The sequence below is a fragment of the Mesorhizobium sp. L2C084A000 genome, from assembly GCF_000502875.1.
Taxonomy (GTDB): domain Bacteria; phylum Pseudomonadota; class Alphaproteobacteria; order Rhizobiales; family Rhizobiaceae; genus Mesorhizobium.
In genome coordinates this window covers 22,821-39,641 of the sequence record NZ_AYWX01000016.1, presented here as the reverse complement: position 1 = coordinate 39,641, position 16,821 = coordinate 22,821, and the positions used below count along the sequence as shown (strand labels likewise).

Annotated in this window: 16 protein-coding genes and 1 pseudogene; 8 read left to right on the top strand and 9 right to left on the bottom strand. The window is 62.1% G+C overall.

Annotated features, from left to right (window positions below; all coding sequences use genetic code 11):
- Positions 1–20: 20 nt before the first annotated feature.
- The gene (locus X735_RS140060; protein ID WP_023813541.1) at positions 21–827 is read right to left on the bottom strand and encodes a MipA/OmpV family protein; all 807 of its coding nucleotides are present in this window, start codon (positions 825–827) and stop codon (positions 21–23) included.
- 194 nt (positions 828–1,021) lie between these two features.
- Here X735_RS140060 and X735_RS140065 point away from each other — a divergent pair, with 194 nt between their 5' ends.
- On the top strand, positions 1,022–1,576 hold the full coding sequence (locus X735_RS140065) for an HdeD family acid-resistance protein (protein WP_023813540.1): 555 nt from the start codon (positions 1,022–1,024) through the stop codon (positions 1,574–1,576).
- 18 nt (positions 1,577–1,594) lie between these two features.
- Here the strand turns inward: X735_RS140065 and X735_RS140070 are convergent, their stop codons facing one another.
- Both X735_RS140070 and X735_RS140075 read right to left on the bottom strand, forming a co-directional pair.
- Complete coding sequence (locus X735_RS140070) at positions 1,595–2,575, bottom strand: bifunctional riboflavin kinase/FAD synthetase (protein WP_023813539.1); 981 nt, start codon at positions 2,573–2,575, stop codon at positions 1,595–1,597.
- A gap of 6 nt (positions 2,576–2,581) precedes the next feature.
- Positions 2,582–3,442: a TIGR01459 family HAD-type hydrolase gene (locus X735_RS140075; protein ID WP_023813538.1), complete on the bottom strand. Its 861-nt coding sequence runs from the start codon at positions 3,440–3,442 to the stop codon at positions 2,582–2,584.
- A gap of 230 nt (positions 3,443–3,672) precedes the next feature.
- On the opposite strand from X735_RS140075, the gene X735_RS140080 reads away from it, so the two are divergent.
- Together X735_RS140080 and X735_RS140085 are read left to right on the top strand one after the other, a co-directional pair.
- Entirely contained in the window at positions 3,673–5,658 is a 1,986-nt protein-coding gene (locus tag X735_RS140080) for a TadE/TadG family type IV pilus assembly protein (RefSeq protein WP_023813537.1), read from the top strand.
- 131 nt (positions 5,659–5,789) lie between these two features.
- The gene (locus X735_RS140085) at positions 5,790–6,422 is read left to right on the top strand and encodes a LysE family translocator (RefSeq protein ID WP_023813536.1); all 633 of its coding nucleotides are present in this window, start codon (positions 5,790–5,792) and stop codon (positions 6,420–6,422) included.
- A 39-nt stretch (positions 6,423–6,461) separates the two neighbouring features.
- Here the strand turns inward: X735_RS140085 and X735_RS140090 are convergent, their stop codons facing one another.
- The gene (locus tag X735_RS140090) at positions 6,462–7,331 is read right to left on the bottom strand and encodes a LysR family transcriptional regulator (RefSeq protein WP_164892996.1); all 870 of its coding nucleotides are present in this window, start codon (positions 7,329–7,331) and stop codon (positions 6,462–6,464) included.
- Between the two features lie 81 nt (positions 7,332–7,412).
- On the opposite strand from X735_RS140090, the gene X735_RS140095 reads away from it, so the two are divergent.
- Complete coding sequence (locus tag X735_RS140095; protein ID WP_023813534.1) at positions 7,413–8,162, top strand: hypothetical protein; 750 nt, start codon at positions 7,413–7,415, stop codon at positions 8,160–8,162.
- A 48-nt stretch (positions 8,163–8,210) separates the two neighbouring features.
- On the opposite strand, the gene X735_RS140100 is transcribed toward X735_RS140095, so the two are convergent.
- The gene (locus X735_RS140100) at positions 8,211–9,035 is read right to left on the bottom strand and encodes a DUF2189 domain-containing protein (RefSeq protein ID WP_023813533.1); all 825 of its coding nucleotides are present in this window, start codon (positions 9,033–9,035) and stop codon (positions 8,211–8,213) included.
- 300 nt (positions 9,036–9,335) lie between these two features.
- On the opposite strand from X735_RS140100, the gene X735_RS140105 reads away from it, so the two are divergent.
- Positions 9,336–10,559 (top strand): TadE/TadG family type IV pilus assembly protein, encoded by a 1,224-nt coding sequence (locus X735_RS140105; RefSeq protein WP_023813532.1) that lies wholly within the window; start codon positions 9,336–9,338, stop codon positions 10,557–10,559.
- A gap of 142 nt (positions 10,560–10,701) precedes the next feature.
- On the opposite strand, the gene X735_RS140110 is transcribed toward X735_RS140105, so the two are convergent.
- Positions 10,702–11,418, bottom strand: a complete 717-nt coding sequence (locus X735_RS140110) for a glutathione S-transferase family protein (RefSeq protein WP_023813531.1) — start codon at positions 11,416–11,418, stop codon at positions 10,702–10,704.
- A 106-nt stretch (positions 11,419–11,524) separates the two neighbouring features.
- Here X735_RS140110 and X735_RS140115 point away from each other — a divergent pair, with 106 nt between their 5' ends.
- Complete coding sequence (locus tag X735_RS140115; protein ID WP_023813530.1) at positions 11,525–11,887, top strand: helix-turn-helix domain-containing protein; 363 nt, start codon at positions 11,525–11,527, stop codon at positions 11,885–11,887.
- 70 nt (positions 11,888–11,957) lie between these two features.
- The gene (locus X735_RS140120; protein ID WP_023813529.1) at positions 11,958–12,467 is read left to right on the top strand and encodes a CAP domain-containing protein; all 510 of its coding nucleotides are present in this window, start codon (positions 11,958–11,960) and stop codon (positions 12,465–12,467) included.
- Positions 12,468–12,476: 9 nt separating this feature from the next.
- On the opposite strand, the gene X735_RS140125 is transcribed toward X735_RS140120, so the two are convergent.
- The 3 genes and pseudogenes from X735_RS140125 to X735_RS140130 form a co-directional block, all read right to left on the bottom strand.
- On the bottom strand, positions 12,477–14,009 hold the full coding sequence (locus X735_RS140125; protein WP_023813528.1) for a DHA2 family efflux MFS transporter permease subunit: 1,533 nt from the start codon (positions 14,007–14,009) through the stop codon (positions 12,477–12,479).
- Between the two features lie 304 nt (positions 14,010–14,313).
- Positions 14,314–15,494, bottom strand: a pseudogene (locus tag X735_RS01000000166355) (HlyD family secretion protein).
- A complete protein-coding gene (locus X735_RS140130; protein ID WP_023813527.1) occupies positions 15,491–15,970 on the bottom strand; it encodes a MarR family transcriptional regulator in 480 nt (159 codons plus the stop codon). The pseudogene X735_RS01000000166355 and the gene X735_RS140130 overlap by 4 nt, the downstream one beginning before the upstream one ends.
- Positions 15,971–16,183: 213 nt before the next feature.
- Between X735_RS140130 and X735_RS140135 the strand changes: the two genes are divergently transcribed.
- Complete coding sequence (locus X735_RS140135) at positions 16,184–16,792, top strand: CDP-alcohol phosphatidyltransferase family protein (protein WP_023813526.1); 609 nt, start codon at positions 16,184–16,186, stop codon at positions 16,790–16,792.
- Positions 16,793–16,821: the final 29 nt, after the last annotated feature.

The window sequence follows — 16,821 nt, the reverse complement described above, 5'->3', positions numbered from 1 at the left end:
GCGTCTCTCGTTCGATTCACCTACATCGTGAAATCGAAGCGGTAGGTGGTCGACACGCCAATCATAAACTGGTTGCGGTCGCCACGCTCCTTGACCAGGCTGGAATCGGCCGCCGGTCCCATCAGGCGCGAATATTCGCCAAACAGGCTGGCAGTCATCGGCTCGGTCACCTTCCAGGTGATAGCGCCGCCGAGGCCGGTCGATTTCAACCCGCCACCGGGATGGTATTCGCTCAAGCCCGAGGCCACCGCTTCCTGCGCGTTGACGCCATAATAGGCGTCGAAATAGTTGCCTGAGGCGAAGGAAACACGCGGTCCTCCCGAAATCCTGACGGTCGGCGTCACGTCGTAAAAGGCGTCGGCGGCGATGTCGGCGACAAAGCCGTTGTGGGCGCGAATGCCGTGGCGCAGCTCGGCGCGGGCGCGCAGCCAGTCCGTCGGATAGAATTCGAAGAAGCCGCCGACTTCGCCGCCCCAGCGCACCGGATCGAGGCCCTTCAGCTCATCGGCGTTGTCATCGTCGCGGGAAAACAGGAACTTGCCGGTCAGGCCGGCGCGGACACCGCCATCATCGACCAGCGCCAGCGAGATGTTGTCGTTGCGCGAGACAAAGCGGGCGGCAGGTCCGGCCTTGCCCAGCGAAATGATCGGCGAGGCGCTGAGCAGGTACTTCTTGCCGCCCTCGAAATTCGGCGCCACCATGCCAGTGGCGCCAACGGTCAGATACCAGTCGCCGGACAGCCAGCTGCCCTCGCCCGCATTGGCAACGCCCGCGCCACCCAGCATCGCAGCGGCCAACACCAGAGAGATTCTTCCGACCGGACTCATGGCCACTCCACTAACACAACACACACGGTTACCGACGACAGCTTTGACGGCCGTTTGGTAAAATTTGATTTAAACCCGAGACATACGCTCGCGCTTTGCCGCGATCCGGCTGCCGGTCATCGACTGGACGTTGGCCCGCGCCCGGATTACCTTCCATTCGCAGTATTCCGCAGCCCTCGATGGAGACCGCGACAATGACCCTGCATGGCGACGCCTTGAAAATCGCGATCGAACAGACACGGACAAAATGGGGATGGTTTGTCGCGCTCGGTGTGCTGCTGCTCATCTTCGGCGGCATTGCCTTTGCCAATCTGTTCGTCGCCACGGTGGCTTCCGTCTACGTCGTGGGATGGCTGATGCTGATGGCGGGCATCATCGAGATCGTGCATGCGTTCGGCGTCAAGACCTGGAGCCGCTTCTTCTACTGGCTGCTCAGCGGACTGCTGTACGCCGTTGCCGGCTTCTTCGCTTTCGGCAATCCGTTGCTTGCCTCGGCGGTGCTGACGTTCCTGCTGGCGATCGCGCTGGTCGCGTCAGGGGTGCTCAGGGCCTGGGTCGGCTACAGCCATCGGCCGGAACGCGGCTGGGGCTGGATCGTCGCCGCCGGTGTCATCAGCGCCCTTGCAGGTCTGATCATCGCCATGGGCTGGCCGGTCAACAGCCTGTGGGTGCTCGGTCTGTTCCTTGCGATCGATCTGATCTTCCAGGGCTGGACCTTCATCGCCGTCGGCCTCGCGCTGAAAAAATAGCCGGGATCACGCCTGGACTCAAAAAGCCATGGCCGCGTCGAGATCGGAGAGCGGCTTGACGCCGGCAAGCAGCGCGCGTGCCTCGGCTTCATCGCGCTTCATCTGCGCGACCAGCGCATCGAGCCCTTCGAACTTCACCTCCGGGCGCAGGAAACCGAAGAAGGAAACCTGACAGACCTCGCCATAGAGGTCTTCGGAGAAGTCGAAGACGAAGGTTTCAAGCAGCGGCGCGCCATTGTCGTCGACCGTCGGGCGACGGCCGAAGCTGGCGACGCCGTCGTGAAGCGTGCCGTCGGCGCGGCGGAAGCGGACGGCATAGATGCCCTCCTTGAGTGCGGCTTCAGCCGACAGCCTCATATTCGCGGTTGGAAAGCCAAGGGTGCGGCCAAGCTGCTGTCCGCCGACCACCTCGCTTTCGACGGTGAAGCGGTAGCCGAGCAGACCGGCGGCTTCAGCCACCTCGCCCTCGCCCAGCAATCCGCGGATGCGGCTGGACGACACCACCTCGGCGCCCTCGTCCCGGAAGGCGTCGACGAGCGTGACGCCGAAGCCATGACGTTCGCCGGCCGCCATCAGGTAGGCCGGGCCGCCTTGACGATCCTTGCCGAAGTGGAAATCGAACCCGGTCACGGCGTGGGTAATGCCAAGGTTCGTTTCCAGCACATCCGTCACGAACGCTTCCGCCGACAGCGAGGCGAAGTCGCGCGTGAACGGCTGTTCGACCAGCGCGGCAAAGCCCAGCAGCGACAGGAGCCTCGCCTTCATCGGCGGCGGCGTCAGCACGAACAACGGGATATCAGGCCTGAAGATCTTGCGCGGATGCGGTTCGAATGTCAGCACCAGGGCCGGCACTCCACGCCGTCCGGCCTCGGCAGAGGCCCGCTCGAGCACCGCCTGATGGCCGCGATGGACGCCATCGAAATTGCCGATCGCCACCACGCCGCCGCGCAGGTCGGCGGGAAGCGGCGCGGTTGCCAGGATGCGTTGGAAGGCTGCCATCGTCACCTACCGAAGTCTGGGAATGACGGCCACCGGACCATAGCCATGCTTTTCCAGGAACGCCGCCAGTCTTGCCGGGTCCGGGTACAGGGCATCGCCATAGTCGCGGGCATGGATGCCGCCGGAGACATAAAGAACATCGAAGCCATTGTCGGCGGCGCCCTTCACATCGGTCATCATGCCGTCGCCGATGGCCAGCACCTGGCCGCGCTCGACCGGCTGGCCAAGAATCTCGGCGACCTCTTTCATCGCGAGATTGTAGATCGGCGCGTAAGGTTTTCCAGCGATCAATGTGCGGCCGCCGAGCTGGGCGTAGTCACGCGCCAGCGCGCCGGCACACCATATGATGCGTTCGCCGCGCTCGACCACGATGTCGGGATTTGCGCAGATGAAAGGCAGGTTCCGGGCGCGCAGCCGCCGCAGGAGCTCCGTGTAATCCTCGGGGTTTTCGACCTCGTCGTCGAACAGGCCGGTGCAGACGATGCCGGACGCCTCGAACTCCTCGACAAGCTCGACGTCGAGACCTTCATAGAGGGTGAAGTCCCGGTCGGCGCCGATATGGAAAATCTTGCGCGGCCCTTCGGCGATCAGATCCCGCGTCACGTCGCCTGAGGTAACCACCCGGTCGTAGGCTGACGGTGGAACACCGATCGCGTTCATCTGCGCCACGACATCGGCACTTCTGCGCGGCGAATTGGTGATGAGGACGACGGGGATTTTCGCCTCTCGAGCCCTTGCCAATGCCGAGGCCGCCGCCGGGAAATGCGTTTCACCATTGTGCACCACGCCCCAGACGTCGCACAGGATTGCCGAATAGGCCTTCGACACGTCTTCGAGCGAGCTGATGATTTCAGGCGAATCCGCCATGCCGTTTCCTTCAGTCATGATCGTTGCGATCGCCGCGACCGACGGTTCGCCGCAGCCGGTTCGGATTAGCCGAACCGCCCCGGCCTGTCATCAGCTTTCGCCAGGCACGATTGGTTAGCGGTTGGTGAAGCGCTGCCCCGGCAATCGAGCGATTTCCCAAACACGGCCTTCAGCGTTTTGTGGAAAGCTGGCATTGATCGAGAATCCGCCGGCGGGGGCCGCTGCAAGACATGCATGGACTTTGGCGTCAGTTCTGCCGCGACCAACGCGGCAACTATGCTCTTATGACCGTCGTCGCGATGGTTCCGCTCATGGGCGCCCTGGCGATGGCCGTCGACTTCACCGAGATGAGCCGCGAAAAACAGGCGGTTTCGAATGCGCTCGATGCCGCAAACTTCGCCACGGCGCGCCGGCTGACGGAAGGTGCTACCGACGACCAGTTGAGAGCCTATGCGCTCGATTTCTTCAATGCCAACCTCAACAAGATCAACCCTGCCAACACGACGCTCAGCGTCACCTTGCCAAGCAACACCGCCGGCGGGGGCTTGCTCAAGATGAGCGCGCGGCTTGACTACAAGCCCTATTTCTATCCGGTCTTCGGTCAGCTCGTCGGCAAATCCGAAACCGACGCCAACCAGAAGATCAGCTTCAACGTCTCCTCGGAAGTGCGGCTGAAGAACACTCTTGAAGTCGCCCTGGTGCTCGACAATTCCGGGTCGATGACCAAGACCGGAACGGGCTCGGGGCAAACGCGGATCGACCTTCTCAAGACCGCGGCCAAACAGCTGGTCGACACGCTGGCCCAGCAGGCGGCGATGATCAAGCAGGTCGACAGGCCGGTGCAGTTCGGCCTCGTGCCGTTTGCCGCCTCGGTCAATGTCGGACCCGGCAACGGTAACGCGTCCTGGATGGACACCGAAGGACTGTCGCCGGTATCGAACGAGAATTTCGACTGGTCGACGCTGAACGCGGTCGACAAATACGCCCAGCAGACCAACGGTATCTGGTACAAGCGCGGCACCGGATGGGGTACCGGCGAAGGCCAGATGCTGACCCGGTTTTCGCTCTACCGAGACATGAAGGTCGTCACCAACCATGAGCGTGTCACCAACAGCAAGCGCGTGGTTTGCGACGAATACAACTCGAACAACACCTGCAAACGCGACCACGACGAATACGACTACATCGATTCCTATGGCCCGTTCGCCAGTTGGCAGGGTTGCGTCGAGGCCAGGCCCTATCCCTACAATGTCAACGACGCGGCGCCTTCCGGCGGCTCTGCGAACACCGGCATAGGGATTGGCGATCCGGCGACGATGTTCGTGCCGATGTTCGCCCCTGACGAACCCGGCAACCATTGGAAGATCACTCAGGATCCGGATGAGGCCGCGCCGACGGCCTATGGCGCTATCAACAGCTGGTGGAATGACGACCCGACAAGCAGCACCGGCCAATCCCGGTTGCGCAACATGGCCAAATATTTCCAGCCGCGGCCGATCAATGCGCCGGCGCTGGCCGCCGGCAACGGGCCGAACTACAGCTGCTCCACCAACCCGATCACGCCGCTGACCGATGTCAGCGTTGCCACTGGGCTCACGGCGATCAAGGCCGCGATCGACCTGATGAAGCCCGATGGCGGCACCAATGTTCCCGAAGGCATCGCCTGGGGATGGCGCGTGGTTTCGAGCGGCGAGCCCTTCACGCAAGGACGCCCGGAAACCGAGAGGGGCAACGACAAGGTCGTGATCGTGCTGACCGACGGCGCCAACACCTACTACACGCCTTCCTCGCTCGGCTATTCCGACCCCGCCGATTCGAAGTCGACCTATGCGTCCTTCGGCTATCTCAAACCCGGCTACAACGGCACGTCGGTGGGCCGCCTGTTCATGGGCACATCGAGCACCATTGGCCAATTCGATTATTCTAACGGCAATTATACCAACGCGCTCAACGAGCAGATGGCGACGCTTTGCAACAACGCCAAGGCAGCCAACATCATGGTGATGACTGTGGCGCTCGATCTGTCGACGACTAAAATCGCCGACCAGCAGGCGATCGAGGCGCTGAAATCCTGCTCGTCGAACTCGCGCTTCCGCAAGGATCCAACGGACGCGAGCAAGCCGGCAAAACTGTTCTGGAACGCCACCGGCGCCAGCTTGTCGAACGATTTCAAGGAAATCGGCAACGAACTGTCGAACCTGCGCGTCGTCGGCTGATCCGTAGGCACCGGCGGCTAGCTGGAACAACGGCTGGCGCCGCCATGCACTTGCGCGCGCCTGCCGGGACAGGCACATGTTGGCCGCCTGCCGGATCGTGCATCCATTCGCGGCGCGCTGGGGAAGAACAGATGCCCGAAACGGCCAATCATCTCGCCTTCGCGCTGGTCTGCCTCGGCATGGTGCTGACGCCTGGCCCCAACATGATCTATCTGATCTCGCGTTCCCTGTCGCAGGGGCCGAAGGCGGGGCTCATCTCGCTTGGCGGCGTGGCACTCGGCTTTGTCTTCTATGTGCTGGCGGCGGCGTTCGGCATCACCGCGCTGCTGCTCGCCGTGCCCTACGCCTATGACGCGCTGCGCTTTGCCGGCGTGCTCTATCTCCTGTGGCTGGCCTGGCAGGCGGTGAAGCCGGGCGGACGCTCGCCGTTCGAAGTGCGCGAATTGCCGAGGGACAGGCCGCGCAAGCTTTTCGCCATGGGCCTGATGACGAATCTGCTCAATCCGAAGGTGGCCGTGCTCTATCTGTCGCTGTTGCCGCAGTTCATCAGCCCCGGCAAAGGCCACGTCCTGTCGCAGCTACTGGTGCTCGGCGCGACGCAGATTTCGATCAGTCTCAGCGTCAATGCCGTCATCGCGGTGACGGCCGGCTCGATCGCCACCTTTCTCGCCGGACGGCCTTTGTGGCTGGTCATCCAGCGCTGGATGATGGGCACCGTGCTGGCGGCACTTGCGCTGAAGATGGCGACAGAGGCGCAGCGCTGAATTCGCCTTGGACGATGATCGCGAGCTGAGCTAGAAACGTCAGGGCGCCAGCAGCTGCACGAATTTCTCCGCGGCTGGCGAACGATTGGCCCTTGCAAGACTGACAACGAGCAGCCGCCTCTGAACACAAGGAACAATGGGAATTCGACACACGCGAGCGTCTCCTTCCGGAGTGGAAAGCTCAGGCATCAGTGTCACACCGATCCCCTGCGACACCATTTCCACCAGGGCAGCCGTATCGCGAACCGTAAGGACAACCTTAGGCGAGATGTTCACGGATGCGAAGAGCTGACGGATGACCGGCTCGCAACCAGAGCCCGACATGATGAAATTCTCGTCGGCCAGGTCGCACAATTTGACGCGCGCCGTCGCTGCTAGCGGGTGGTCGCAAGCAGCAAGAAAGACGAAATCATCCTCCAGGACTACATCCCCGACAGTTTCGGCTGATTGTTCGGAGGTCAGGCCGACGTCAACGACTGCTGTTTCAACCCATTCCAGAACCTCATGATCGGTTCCTTCCAGCAAAACCAGTTCGACGCCGGGGAAAAGCCGCTGGAAGCGGGCAAGTATTTGCGGCAGCAAACGCTCTACCGCGCTTGCCACGCTTCCAATGCGCAACCGCCCGGTCTGAGCGCCTGAAGCTGCGGCGCTCCTTTGCTGGATTCGCTCGATGGCCAGAACGGCCTCTCGCGCATCCTGAAGCACTGCTTGTCCAATTTCCGTCGGAAACACCCCGTTCTTGCCGCGAACCAGAAGCTTCACTCCAAGAACGCCTTCAAGGCTTCTCATCGCCTGGCTTGCGCCCGACTGCGTCATGCCGATCCGCGTAGCGGCCGTCGAAAAGCTCGCGTCTTCGACAATCATGGTCAGGACCCGCAGCTGAGCGAGAGTGATATTAGTGATAGTCATGATAGATATCATCCGAATGCATTTTACTTATGCATCTCCGATAACGCATCTGGAAGCTCACTTCAATTCATAGGAGCTCTCATGACACAACGACTCGCATTGGCGCTGATCGGTGAATACACGCCATCTTTCGAACCACACGCCAAGATGGACGAAGCGCTGGATCATGCCGGGTCCACGCTCGGTATCCAGTACGAACACCAGTGGATTTCGACCGAAGAACTGATCACCGGGGTCAGCGACAAGCTGGCACCTTTTGATGCGATCTGGATCGCTCCAGGCAGCCCGTACAGGAGCATGAATGGCGCTCTGAATGCCATCCGGCATGCCAGGGAAAACGAAATTCCTGCTTTGGGAACCTGCGGCGGTTGCCAGCATATGGTCGTCGAATATGCCCGCAACGTGCTGGGTTTCCAGGACGCCGAGCATGCGGAATACGATCCCTATGCTTCCACCCTGTTCGTCACACAGCTGACCTGTTCACTCGTTGGGCAAACCATGGACGTATTTCTGACGCGAGGGAGCCGGGCAGCGCGGATTTATGGACAAACGAACACGAAAGAGCGCTACTATTGCAACTTCGGCATCAATCCAGCCTACCAGAAAGAACTGGACGCCGGCGGCTTTCACATTGTCGGCAGGGATTCGAATGGCGAGGCTCGCGTCCTCCTGCTGCCATCCCACCCATTCTACCTTGCCACGCTCTTCGTGCCGCAGCTGACGTCGACAAAGCAGCACCCGCATCCAATCATTGTCGCCTTCCTGGAAAGCGCCCGGTCAAGACCGCGCGCCGCGTTTTGGGGCGGTGATGTTTCCCAGCTCAATCGCTGAACGGCCTATCGTCGTTGAGTGATTGCAAGAAGTTAGCGACAGCGCACCCTACATCGGCCGCCTTGTCTGCTGCGCCCGCTCGGGCTCGACCACCTTGCGGTAGAGATGCCAGGTGGCATGGCCGAGCACCGGCATGACGACGGCTAGCCCGGCAAACAGCGGGATGGAACCGATCACCAGAAGCACGGCGACCAGCAAGCCCCACAGCGCCATCTGCAGCGGGTTGGCCATTACCGCCCGGGCCGAGGTCTCGATCGCCGAAACGGCGCCGACGTCACGGTCGAGCAGCAGCGGGAAGGCAACCACGGTGGTGGCCAGCACGATTACGGCAAAGACAAAGCCCGCGGCATTGCCGGCAAGGATCAGCGTCCAGCCCTTGCTGGTGGTCAGCACGTCGCGGATGAAGCCACCGATCGAGGCCGGCGGCTGGTCGCCGAACAGGCCGGTGTAGATCGATTGCGCGGTGTAGAGCCATAACAGGAACAGCGCCACCAGCATGATCCCGATGACGGCGATCGACGGAACCGCGGACGAGCGCCGCACATCAAACGCGTGCCGCCAGGAGGTGTTCATGCCGAGTTCGCGCCGGCGGCTGATCTCGTAAAGGCCGAGCGCCGCAAAGGGCCCGACCAGCGCGAAACCCGACATCAGGGGATAGATGAGCTGGATGGCGTTGGCCCCGGACGTCCACTGCGTCAGGATCAGGCCGACGATGGGATAGATCAAGCACAGGAACACATAGTGCGAAGGTTTTGCCCAGAAATCCTCGACGCCGAGGCGCAGCGCATCCCAAAGGTCCGACGTGGTGATGCGGCGCACCGTTGGCTGCACATGCATTCCACGTGCGTCCGCCATGACATGAAAGCCGGCCATAACCTTCCTCCCGTGTGTCGGGGCGGTCACCGCCAGGATGGCCGCCAGAGCTGCCACTTCAAGAACGAGAGGCACGATAGCAGAGTTGGCGGCGATTGTCGCCGCGTCAATTGCCTGGGGAGCAACTCCTCGTAGTGTTCAACTCTCCGTATGGCCTCTCATATGGCGTACCTTGGCGGTCCTTCATTTTGACCAATCATTGTGCTGCATTTTAGCATTTACGCATTTTAGCATTTACTTAAATTGCTCGTAGGGATCTTTGGCGTATCACCTGAGCTTTACGAAGTTCGGCGAGGAACTATGTTCGCATTGAAAGGCTTCTGGTCTTCGGAGCGTGGCAACTTTGCCATAACGACCGCCATCGGGATGCTGCCGATAATGATTGGTTTGGCCGGCGCCGTTGATCTGATCGGCACGAGCCATGACGCCTCGCAACTACAGAACTCGCTGGACGCGGCCGGGCTCGCCATCGGCACGAAGTTCTCTCCCGATATGGCGGCCGGCGATGTCCAGCAGCTCGGGCTGCAATTTTTCGCCGCCAATATGAGCGTGGCCAACCAGCAGGAATATCTGGGCAGCGTCTCCGCTTTCGCGGCAACGGCAAGCGGCAGCCCAAGCGCCTACTTTATCTCGCTGTCGTCCAGCATAAGCCGCCCAAGCTTCATCAGCGCCTCGGCCCCCTGGCAGGCCTACCGCTCGGCCTCGGTCAAGATAAAACCTGGCGCGCAGGCCTGCGTTCTGGCGCTCGATCCGCATGCGTCCGCCGCCGTGAACCTGCAGGGCTCGACCAACGTCTCGATGGACAATTGCGTGATCGCGGCGAACTCGGACGCGTCCGATTCCGTCAACAGGGGCGGCTCCGCCCTGGTTTCAGCGGGCTGTGTCTCAACCGTCGGCGGCACCAGCGGGCTGTCGCCACCCAGCGCCAGTCTCGCCTGCGGAACGCCGCACGAACATCGGTACGCGTCTTTTGATCCGCTGGCCGACGTCGTTCCTCCCCCTTACACATTGTGTTTGCCGGTCCCGAACGGCAAAACCTACACGCTGTCGCCAGGCACTTATTGCGACAAGACATTGTCGGGAAACATCACGCTCGATCCGGGCGTCTACATCATGCGCGGCACCACCATAAAGCCAGGGGGAAACGGCAGCCTGACTGGCCAGGGCGTGACCATATTCCTCATGGAAAGCGCTCAGATCTACATAAATGCCAATGAGAAGGTGAACCTTTCCCCGCCCACCAGCGGCCCTTATGCCGGTATCACCATTTTTCAGGATCACGGCAACACGTCTGCTCTGACATTGAATGGCGGCGCAAATTCCGTGATCAGCGGTTTTATCTACGCGCCGGACGCGCTCATTTCCTACGCCGGCAACTCTGATATGAGCGCCCAGGGCAACTGTCTCAGGCTTGTCGGCAATACGATACAGATGACCGGAAACTCGTCCGTCAAGTCGGATTGCGCGGCGGCGCTTGGAAATCGCACAATGTATGCCGATCGGATGATCACTCTGGTGAAATGAGAAACGACCCGATGTCCGGCGGCGCAAGCGGTCGCGTTGAGAAAAATGGCGGTCGCGTTTAACAATGCCGGAGTGCGGCGACCGCACTCCGGCAGATCAGTGCCTCTCACAAAGTCACATCCTGGTTGAAGATGGAGTATCGCTACGATTGCGCCGGTGCAGCGAAGCGATCGATCACCTCAGTCAGCGGGACGTGGCCAAGGCAGGCGCCAGAACCGGCGGGTTGTTCGCCATCCTCGACAGCCAGCGCATAACGCACGGCCGGATCGGCTTCGATGCGAAGGCGCAATCCGGCCAGCTTGGGATAGGCAGCGCCGTCGATCGCCTGGTGAAACTCCGCCCAGCGCGCCACGCCGATCAGCGTGGTATCGGCCAGCGTCAGCCGGTCGCCGACCAGGAAATCCGTATCGGCGATCATCGCCTCGAGCCGATCATGACGTTCCGCAACGGCCTTGCGGCCGAACTCCCGCAAGGTCGCCTTCAGCGCGGGTTCATCCGCCGCCATTTCCAATGCCACCCAGAGCGGGCTGAAGGCGGCGGTGAAGCCGGTGTTCACAAAGGCCATCAACTGGTGCATGCGGTCGGCTTGCGGCGTGCGCGGTTCGAAGCTGATGCGGCGCTGCGTGTCGCGGGCTTCGAGCCATGCGGCGATGGCCATTGTCTCGGTGAGCACCCGGCCGTCGTCGGTGATCAGCACCGGCGTTTCCTGACGGCCGTTGATGTTGGCATAGGCATCGTTTTTCATCTCGGTGAGCATGTCGACGCGGCACAGGCGATAGGGTTGCCCGATGCGTTCGAAGGCAGCGACGAGCCCCATCGAGCTTCCCGCCGGGAAGCCATAAAGCAGGATAGGTTCCATTTGTTTTCTTCCGTGATTGAGGGGATCACGCCGCGCAGCGAAACTTGACCCTAAACGCTGATCGTCCCATGTAAATTACGCACAATTCTGTAACCAGGATCCGCCCATGAAAGACGTCGTCTCACGCTGCCCGATCGAAGAGACCATGCGCGTGCTCAGCGGTCGCTGGCCCACACTGCTGCTCTATTATCTGAAGGACGGCACCAAGCGGTTCAGCGACCTGAGACGCGACAACCCGACGGTGTCGCATCGCATCCTGACGCTGGAACTGCGCAAGCTGGAGGAAGCCGGCATCGTGCGGCGAACGGCGCGTCCGGGTTATCCGTTGCGGGTCGACTATGACCTTACCGCGCCGGGCCGCAGGCTTGTCCCGCTGGTCGATGCGCTCGGCGCCTGGTGGGAACGGACCGAAGACGACCGGACCGGCCGCTCGCCGGCTTCGGACGTAAATCTCGATACCGCCGCCTAGAACCGTCGGTTAGACCAGAATTTTCGCCGCCCTGCCCGGCAAAAGCCATGATCGACGTTATCTCAGGGGCATGACCATAGCGAAAATCGAAACCTACCCGATGCCGAATCTGAACAGGCGCATGGTGTTGACCGGCCTCGCCGCCCTAGCCGGACTCGCCGCCTGCAGCACTGTTTCACTGCCAACCGGCGAAGGCGCCGGGGTCTCCTCCTCCGCCACCGGCACGCTGGCCAGTATCCGCGCCTCGGCCGGGCTGGCGCCGATGGTCCCCGACCGGCAGCTCGAACAGGCCGCCCTGCAGCAGGCCGGCTACATGGCGCAGCGCCGCCGCATGAGCCACACCACCGGCTGGGGCAAGGATTTCGCCTCGCGCGTCAGGGACAATCGAATTTCCGGTGCCGCGGCGGAGAACATCGCCGAGGGCCGTTTCGATCTTGAGAAGCTGTTCGACATCTGGGTGCATTCGCCCGGCCATCGCCGCAACATGCTCGACCCGCGCTTCACCCGCTTCGGCCTTGCCTATGTGCGCGACGGCGGCGACAGCAAGCTCCGTTACTGGAGCCTGGTGCTCGGGAAATAGGATGGAAAGCTAGTCCATATGCGCTGCCGGCGCGCCGCCGGCAGGCGCCTGCTTCGGCTTGCGCAGCAGGAAAACAAACGGAATGGCAAGCAGCGTCATCACCATGAGCATTTTGAAGTCATTGACGTAAGAGATCATCATCGCCTGGAGATTGACCATGCGATCGACCTGTGAGAGCGCCATGGGATCGCCGCTCGCGGCGGCTGGAGAGACCGCCCACAGATTCGGATTGAATGGGTTGATGAAGGCCGAAAGCTCGGTGTGGTTGACCTGCGTGTTGCGCACCATCAGAACCGTCACGACCGACACGCCGATGGATGAGCCAAGATTGCGCACCAGGCTGAACAAAGCCGTGGCATCGGTGCGGAAGCGCACGTCAAGCGTGGCGAAGGCGACGGTCGACAGCGGCACGAACACCATTCCCATCCCCAGGCCCTGGATGACGCCGGAGCTGAGGATCAGCCAATTGTCCATCTGTGGCGTGAAGCTGGACATGGTGTAGAGCGATTGCGCCGTGAGCAGAAAGCCGATGACGACAAGAATCCTGGCGTCGATCCTGCTCATGAGCCGCCCGACGACAAGCATCGAAATCATGGTGCCGACACCGCGCGGCCCCAACACGACACCGATGGTGACGGTCGGATAGCCGAAGATGGTCGACAGCATCGGCGGCAGCAGCGACATCGAGGCCAGGATCAGCACGCCCATGACGAAGATGAATGCCAGCCCGGTCACGAAATTGCGGTCGAGGAAGATCTTGGGATCGATGAAAGGACGTTCCGCCGTCAGCGTGTGGATGATGAACACCCAGAATCCGGTGATCGAAAGAGCAAGCTCGATCCAGATCTCGACCGAGGAAAACCAGTCGACCTCGCCGCCGCGGTCGAGCAGCAGCTGCAGCGCGCCGACACCGAGCGATAACATGGCGAAGCCGAAGAAATCGAAGCTGCGCACCCGCCGGGCAACCGCCGGCAGATAGGCGGCCATGCCGAGGAAGGCGATGATGCCGACCGGCAGGTTGATGAAGAACACCCAGCGCCAGTTGAAATTTTCGGTCAGCCAGCCGCCGAGCGTCGGACCCAGAATCGGCCCCAGCATGATGCCGGCGCCCCAGATGGCCATTGCCTGGCCGTGACGTTCCCTGGGGTTGATGTCGAGCAGGAAGGTTTGCGACAGTGGCACGATGGCGGCGCCGAACACGCCTTGCATCAGCCGGAAGAACACTATGCTCTCCAGGCTCCAGGCGATACCGCACAGCATCGAGAATACGGTGAAACCGACAACCGCCCCAAGGAACAGTTCCTTGCGGCCGAAGCGATCGGCCAGCCAGCCGGTGACCGGCGTCATGATGGCGGCGGCAACGATGTAGGAGGTCAGCACCCAGTTGATGTTGTCGGGTGAGGCGCCGAGATCGCCGGTCATGGTCGGCAGCGCGACGTTGGCGATCGTCGTGTCGAGCGCCTGCATGATCGTCGCCAGCATGAGCGCGACCGTGATCAGGCCGCGATGCGGCACTTCTTTGAAGGGTTCGGGCGTGCTCATGGCATGAAACTTCCAGCAGGTAACAAAAACGTGTACAAGGGGTTTCCGGGCGGCAACGCCTTCCGTTGAGAGACCCTCGTCGCGGTGGGACGCGATTGTCGATGTGGGGGTTACATCGACTGAAAGTCTCTGATGAGCGGATGCCTGCCGCCCGGAAACATGAGGACCGACGGGTCCGCGTCGGAGATTTCAGATTTCGGCCAGGCCGCTACGCGGCACGCCCAAACGCTGATCCTCCAGCTCCTCCCATCAGACCAATCCTGCTATTCACCTCCGCCGCTGGTCCTGCGGCATTCTGTTGACGTTACTGCGCGGCCTCGCCAGCCGTGGCGTGACCAAAGATCGAAGGCAGGCCACGCGCCACGCCGGTGTCGACGGTAACGGTGGCGCTCATGCCGGTGCGCAACGCCATCTTGGCGTCCGCATCGGTCAATTCGAGACGAACCGGGATGCGCTGCGTGACCTTGACCCAGTTGCCGGTGGCATTCTGGGCTGGCAGCAGCGAGAACTCGGCTCCCGTGCCGGCGCCGATCGCCTTGACCGTCGCCTCGAAGGTGCGCCCTGGATAGGTGTCGACCACGATCTCGGCCTTCTGGCCGGGCTTCATGTGGGTGAGCTGCGTTTCCTTGAAATTGGCATCGATCCAGGTGTCGCCGGTCTCGACCAGTGAAAACAGCGGCGTGCCGGAACCGACATACTGGCCGACCTTGAACGACGAGGCCTGGCTGACGATGCCGTCCGCCGGCGCCTTGACCGTGGTCTGCGCCAGGTCGTAGGCCGCCTTGTCGCGCGCGGCGAGCGCGGCCATCACGGTCGGGTGCTTGTCGGTCTCGATGTCGGGATTGCCGCCAAGGGCTGCCTTGGCGCTGATGATGCCTTGCTCGGCAACGGCCAGCTGCTGCTTGGCCTTGTCGAGATCGTTCTTGGCCTCGTCCAGCGACGATTTGGCGTTGATGCCCTTCTGGGCAAGATCGGCGGCGCGGTCGAACTGCGACTGGGCGAAGACGACCTGGCTGGCATCGGACTTCTGCTGAGCCATCGACTGGCCATAGGCCGCGCGCAGCTGCTCGACATTGAGACGCGCGCCCGCCACCGCCGCGTGGCCTGCGCCAGCGCGATCCGGTATGGCTCGGGGTCGATGGCAAACAGCTCGTCACCCTGTTTGACCAGCTGGTTATCGAAGATGTCGACCTTGACGATGCGGCCTGCCGTGTCGGAAGCGATCGACACCTTGGCCTGCTGCAGGTTGGCGTTCTCGGTCTCCTGGTAGCGGCCGCCGGTGACCCAGACGTAGCCGCCCCCGACAGCGAGTGCCGCGGGCAGCGCGACCATCAGCAGGAAGCGGCCCAGCCGGCGCTTTTTCTTCACCGGCGCCGGGGCCGGCTGCACTGGGGGAGCAACCGCCACCGGGGCCGCGGCCGGCTGCGCCGGCGCTTCCATCTCCAGTTCGGTCGTGTTCTTGTCTATCTTGGCTACCGCGTTCATGCTGCTGCGCCTTCTGTATTCTTCACTTTTTCAATGGACGGCGTCTCGTCGTCGGTCAGGTTGCGGACCATCGCCTCGAGCCCTTCGACGAGGACGCGACGGGCTTCCGGCTTCACGCCGACCAGCGATTCCTCATAGACTTCCCCGGCAATGCTCTTGATCACGGCGTAGGCGTCGCTCGCCTTGGGCGTCAGGAAGATCATGCGGACGCGACGATCGGCGGCGTCGGCACGACGCTCGATCCAGCCTCCCTCCTCCATGCGGTCGACCAGGCGCGAAACGCTGATCGGCTCGATTTCGAGAAGTTCGGCCAGCCGTGCCTGCGCGACGCCGTCTTCCTTGGCAACGCGGACCAGAAGCCGCCATTGCGCCGAAGAAAGCCCCAAGCCACTGGCCCTCGCCTCGAAGCGCTTGCGCATCAGGCGCTGCACGTCGTGAATCAAGAAACCCAATCTGTCGATGCCATCGGAAACCATGAGCGGGATATATAATAAGCGTGCTCACTATTCAAGATGCCGCGTTGCATAAGAAGCCGGCAGATATGCACGACAGTCATGCGATGCAGGCATGGTTACCGATTGGTGAGCGCCTGTCGCCATGCCAGCCGGCTTCGCCGCTCCGCCACGTCATGCTGGTCGGGTCTGACATATTGATGTACAGCCGTTGGTCAGGATCGGGGGATCACGAAAATGCCGACGCTCTACGCTCTCAAGCCGGCCTTCCAGGGACGGCTGCGGCCGCTGGTCAATCGGCTGGCGGCAATCGGGGTCACCGCAAACAGCATAACCATCCTGGCGGCCGTGATGTCGATAACCGCCGGCGCGGCCATCGCGATCCTGCACGAATGGCGCTGGCTGCTGTTGCTTATCCCCGTGGTGATGTTCGTACGCATGGCGCTGAATGCCGTGGATGGCATGCTGGCACGGGAACATGGGCAGGCGTCGACGCTCGGCATGTATCTGAACGAGTTGTGCGACGTCGTTTCGGACCTCGCACTGATTCTTCCTTTTGCCGTCTTTCCGGAATTTGGCGCATGGGGCGTCGTCGCCTTCGCGATATCGGCCGTGCTGACCGAATTCGCCGGCGTGCTCGGCATCGCCGCCAAGATCGGACGCAACTATGCCGGGCCATTCGGCAAGAGCGACAGAGCGCTGGCGCTCGGTGTGGTCGCCGTGCTGTGCGCCGCCGGGCTCTGGCCGGCATCGATAGCACCGTTTGTGTTTCCGGCCATGGCAACGCTTTCGCTGCTGACCGCCATAAACCGGATACGCGCCGGCCTTATTGGCAGCGCCAGCTGAGCATCGAGGCTCGCCATGCCGCCAGAGGG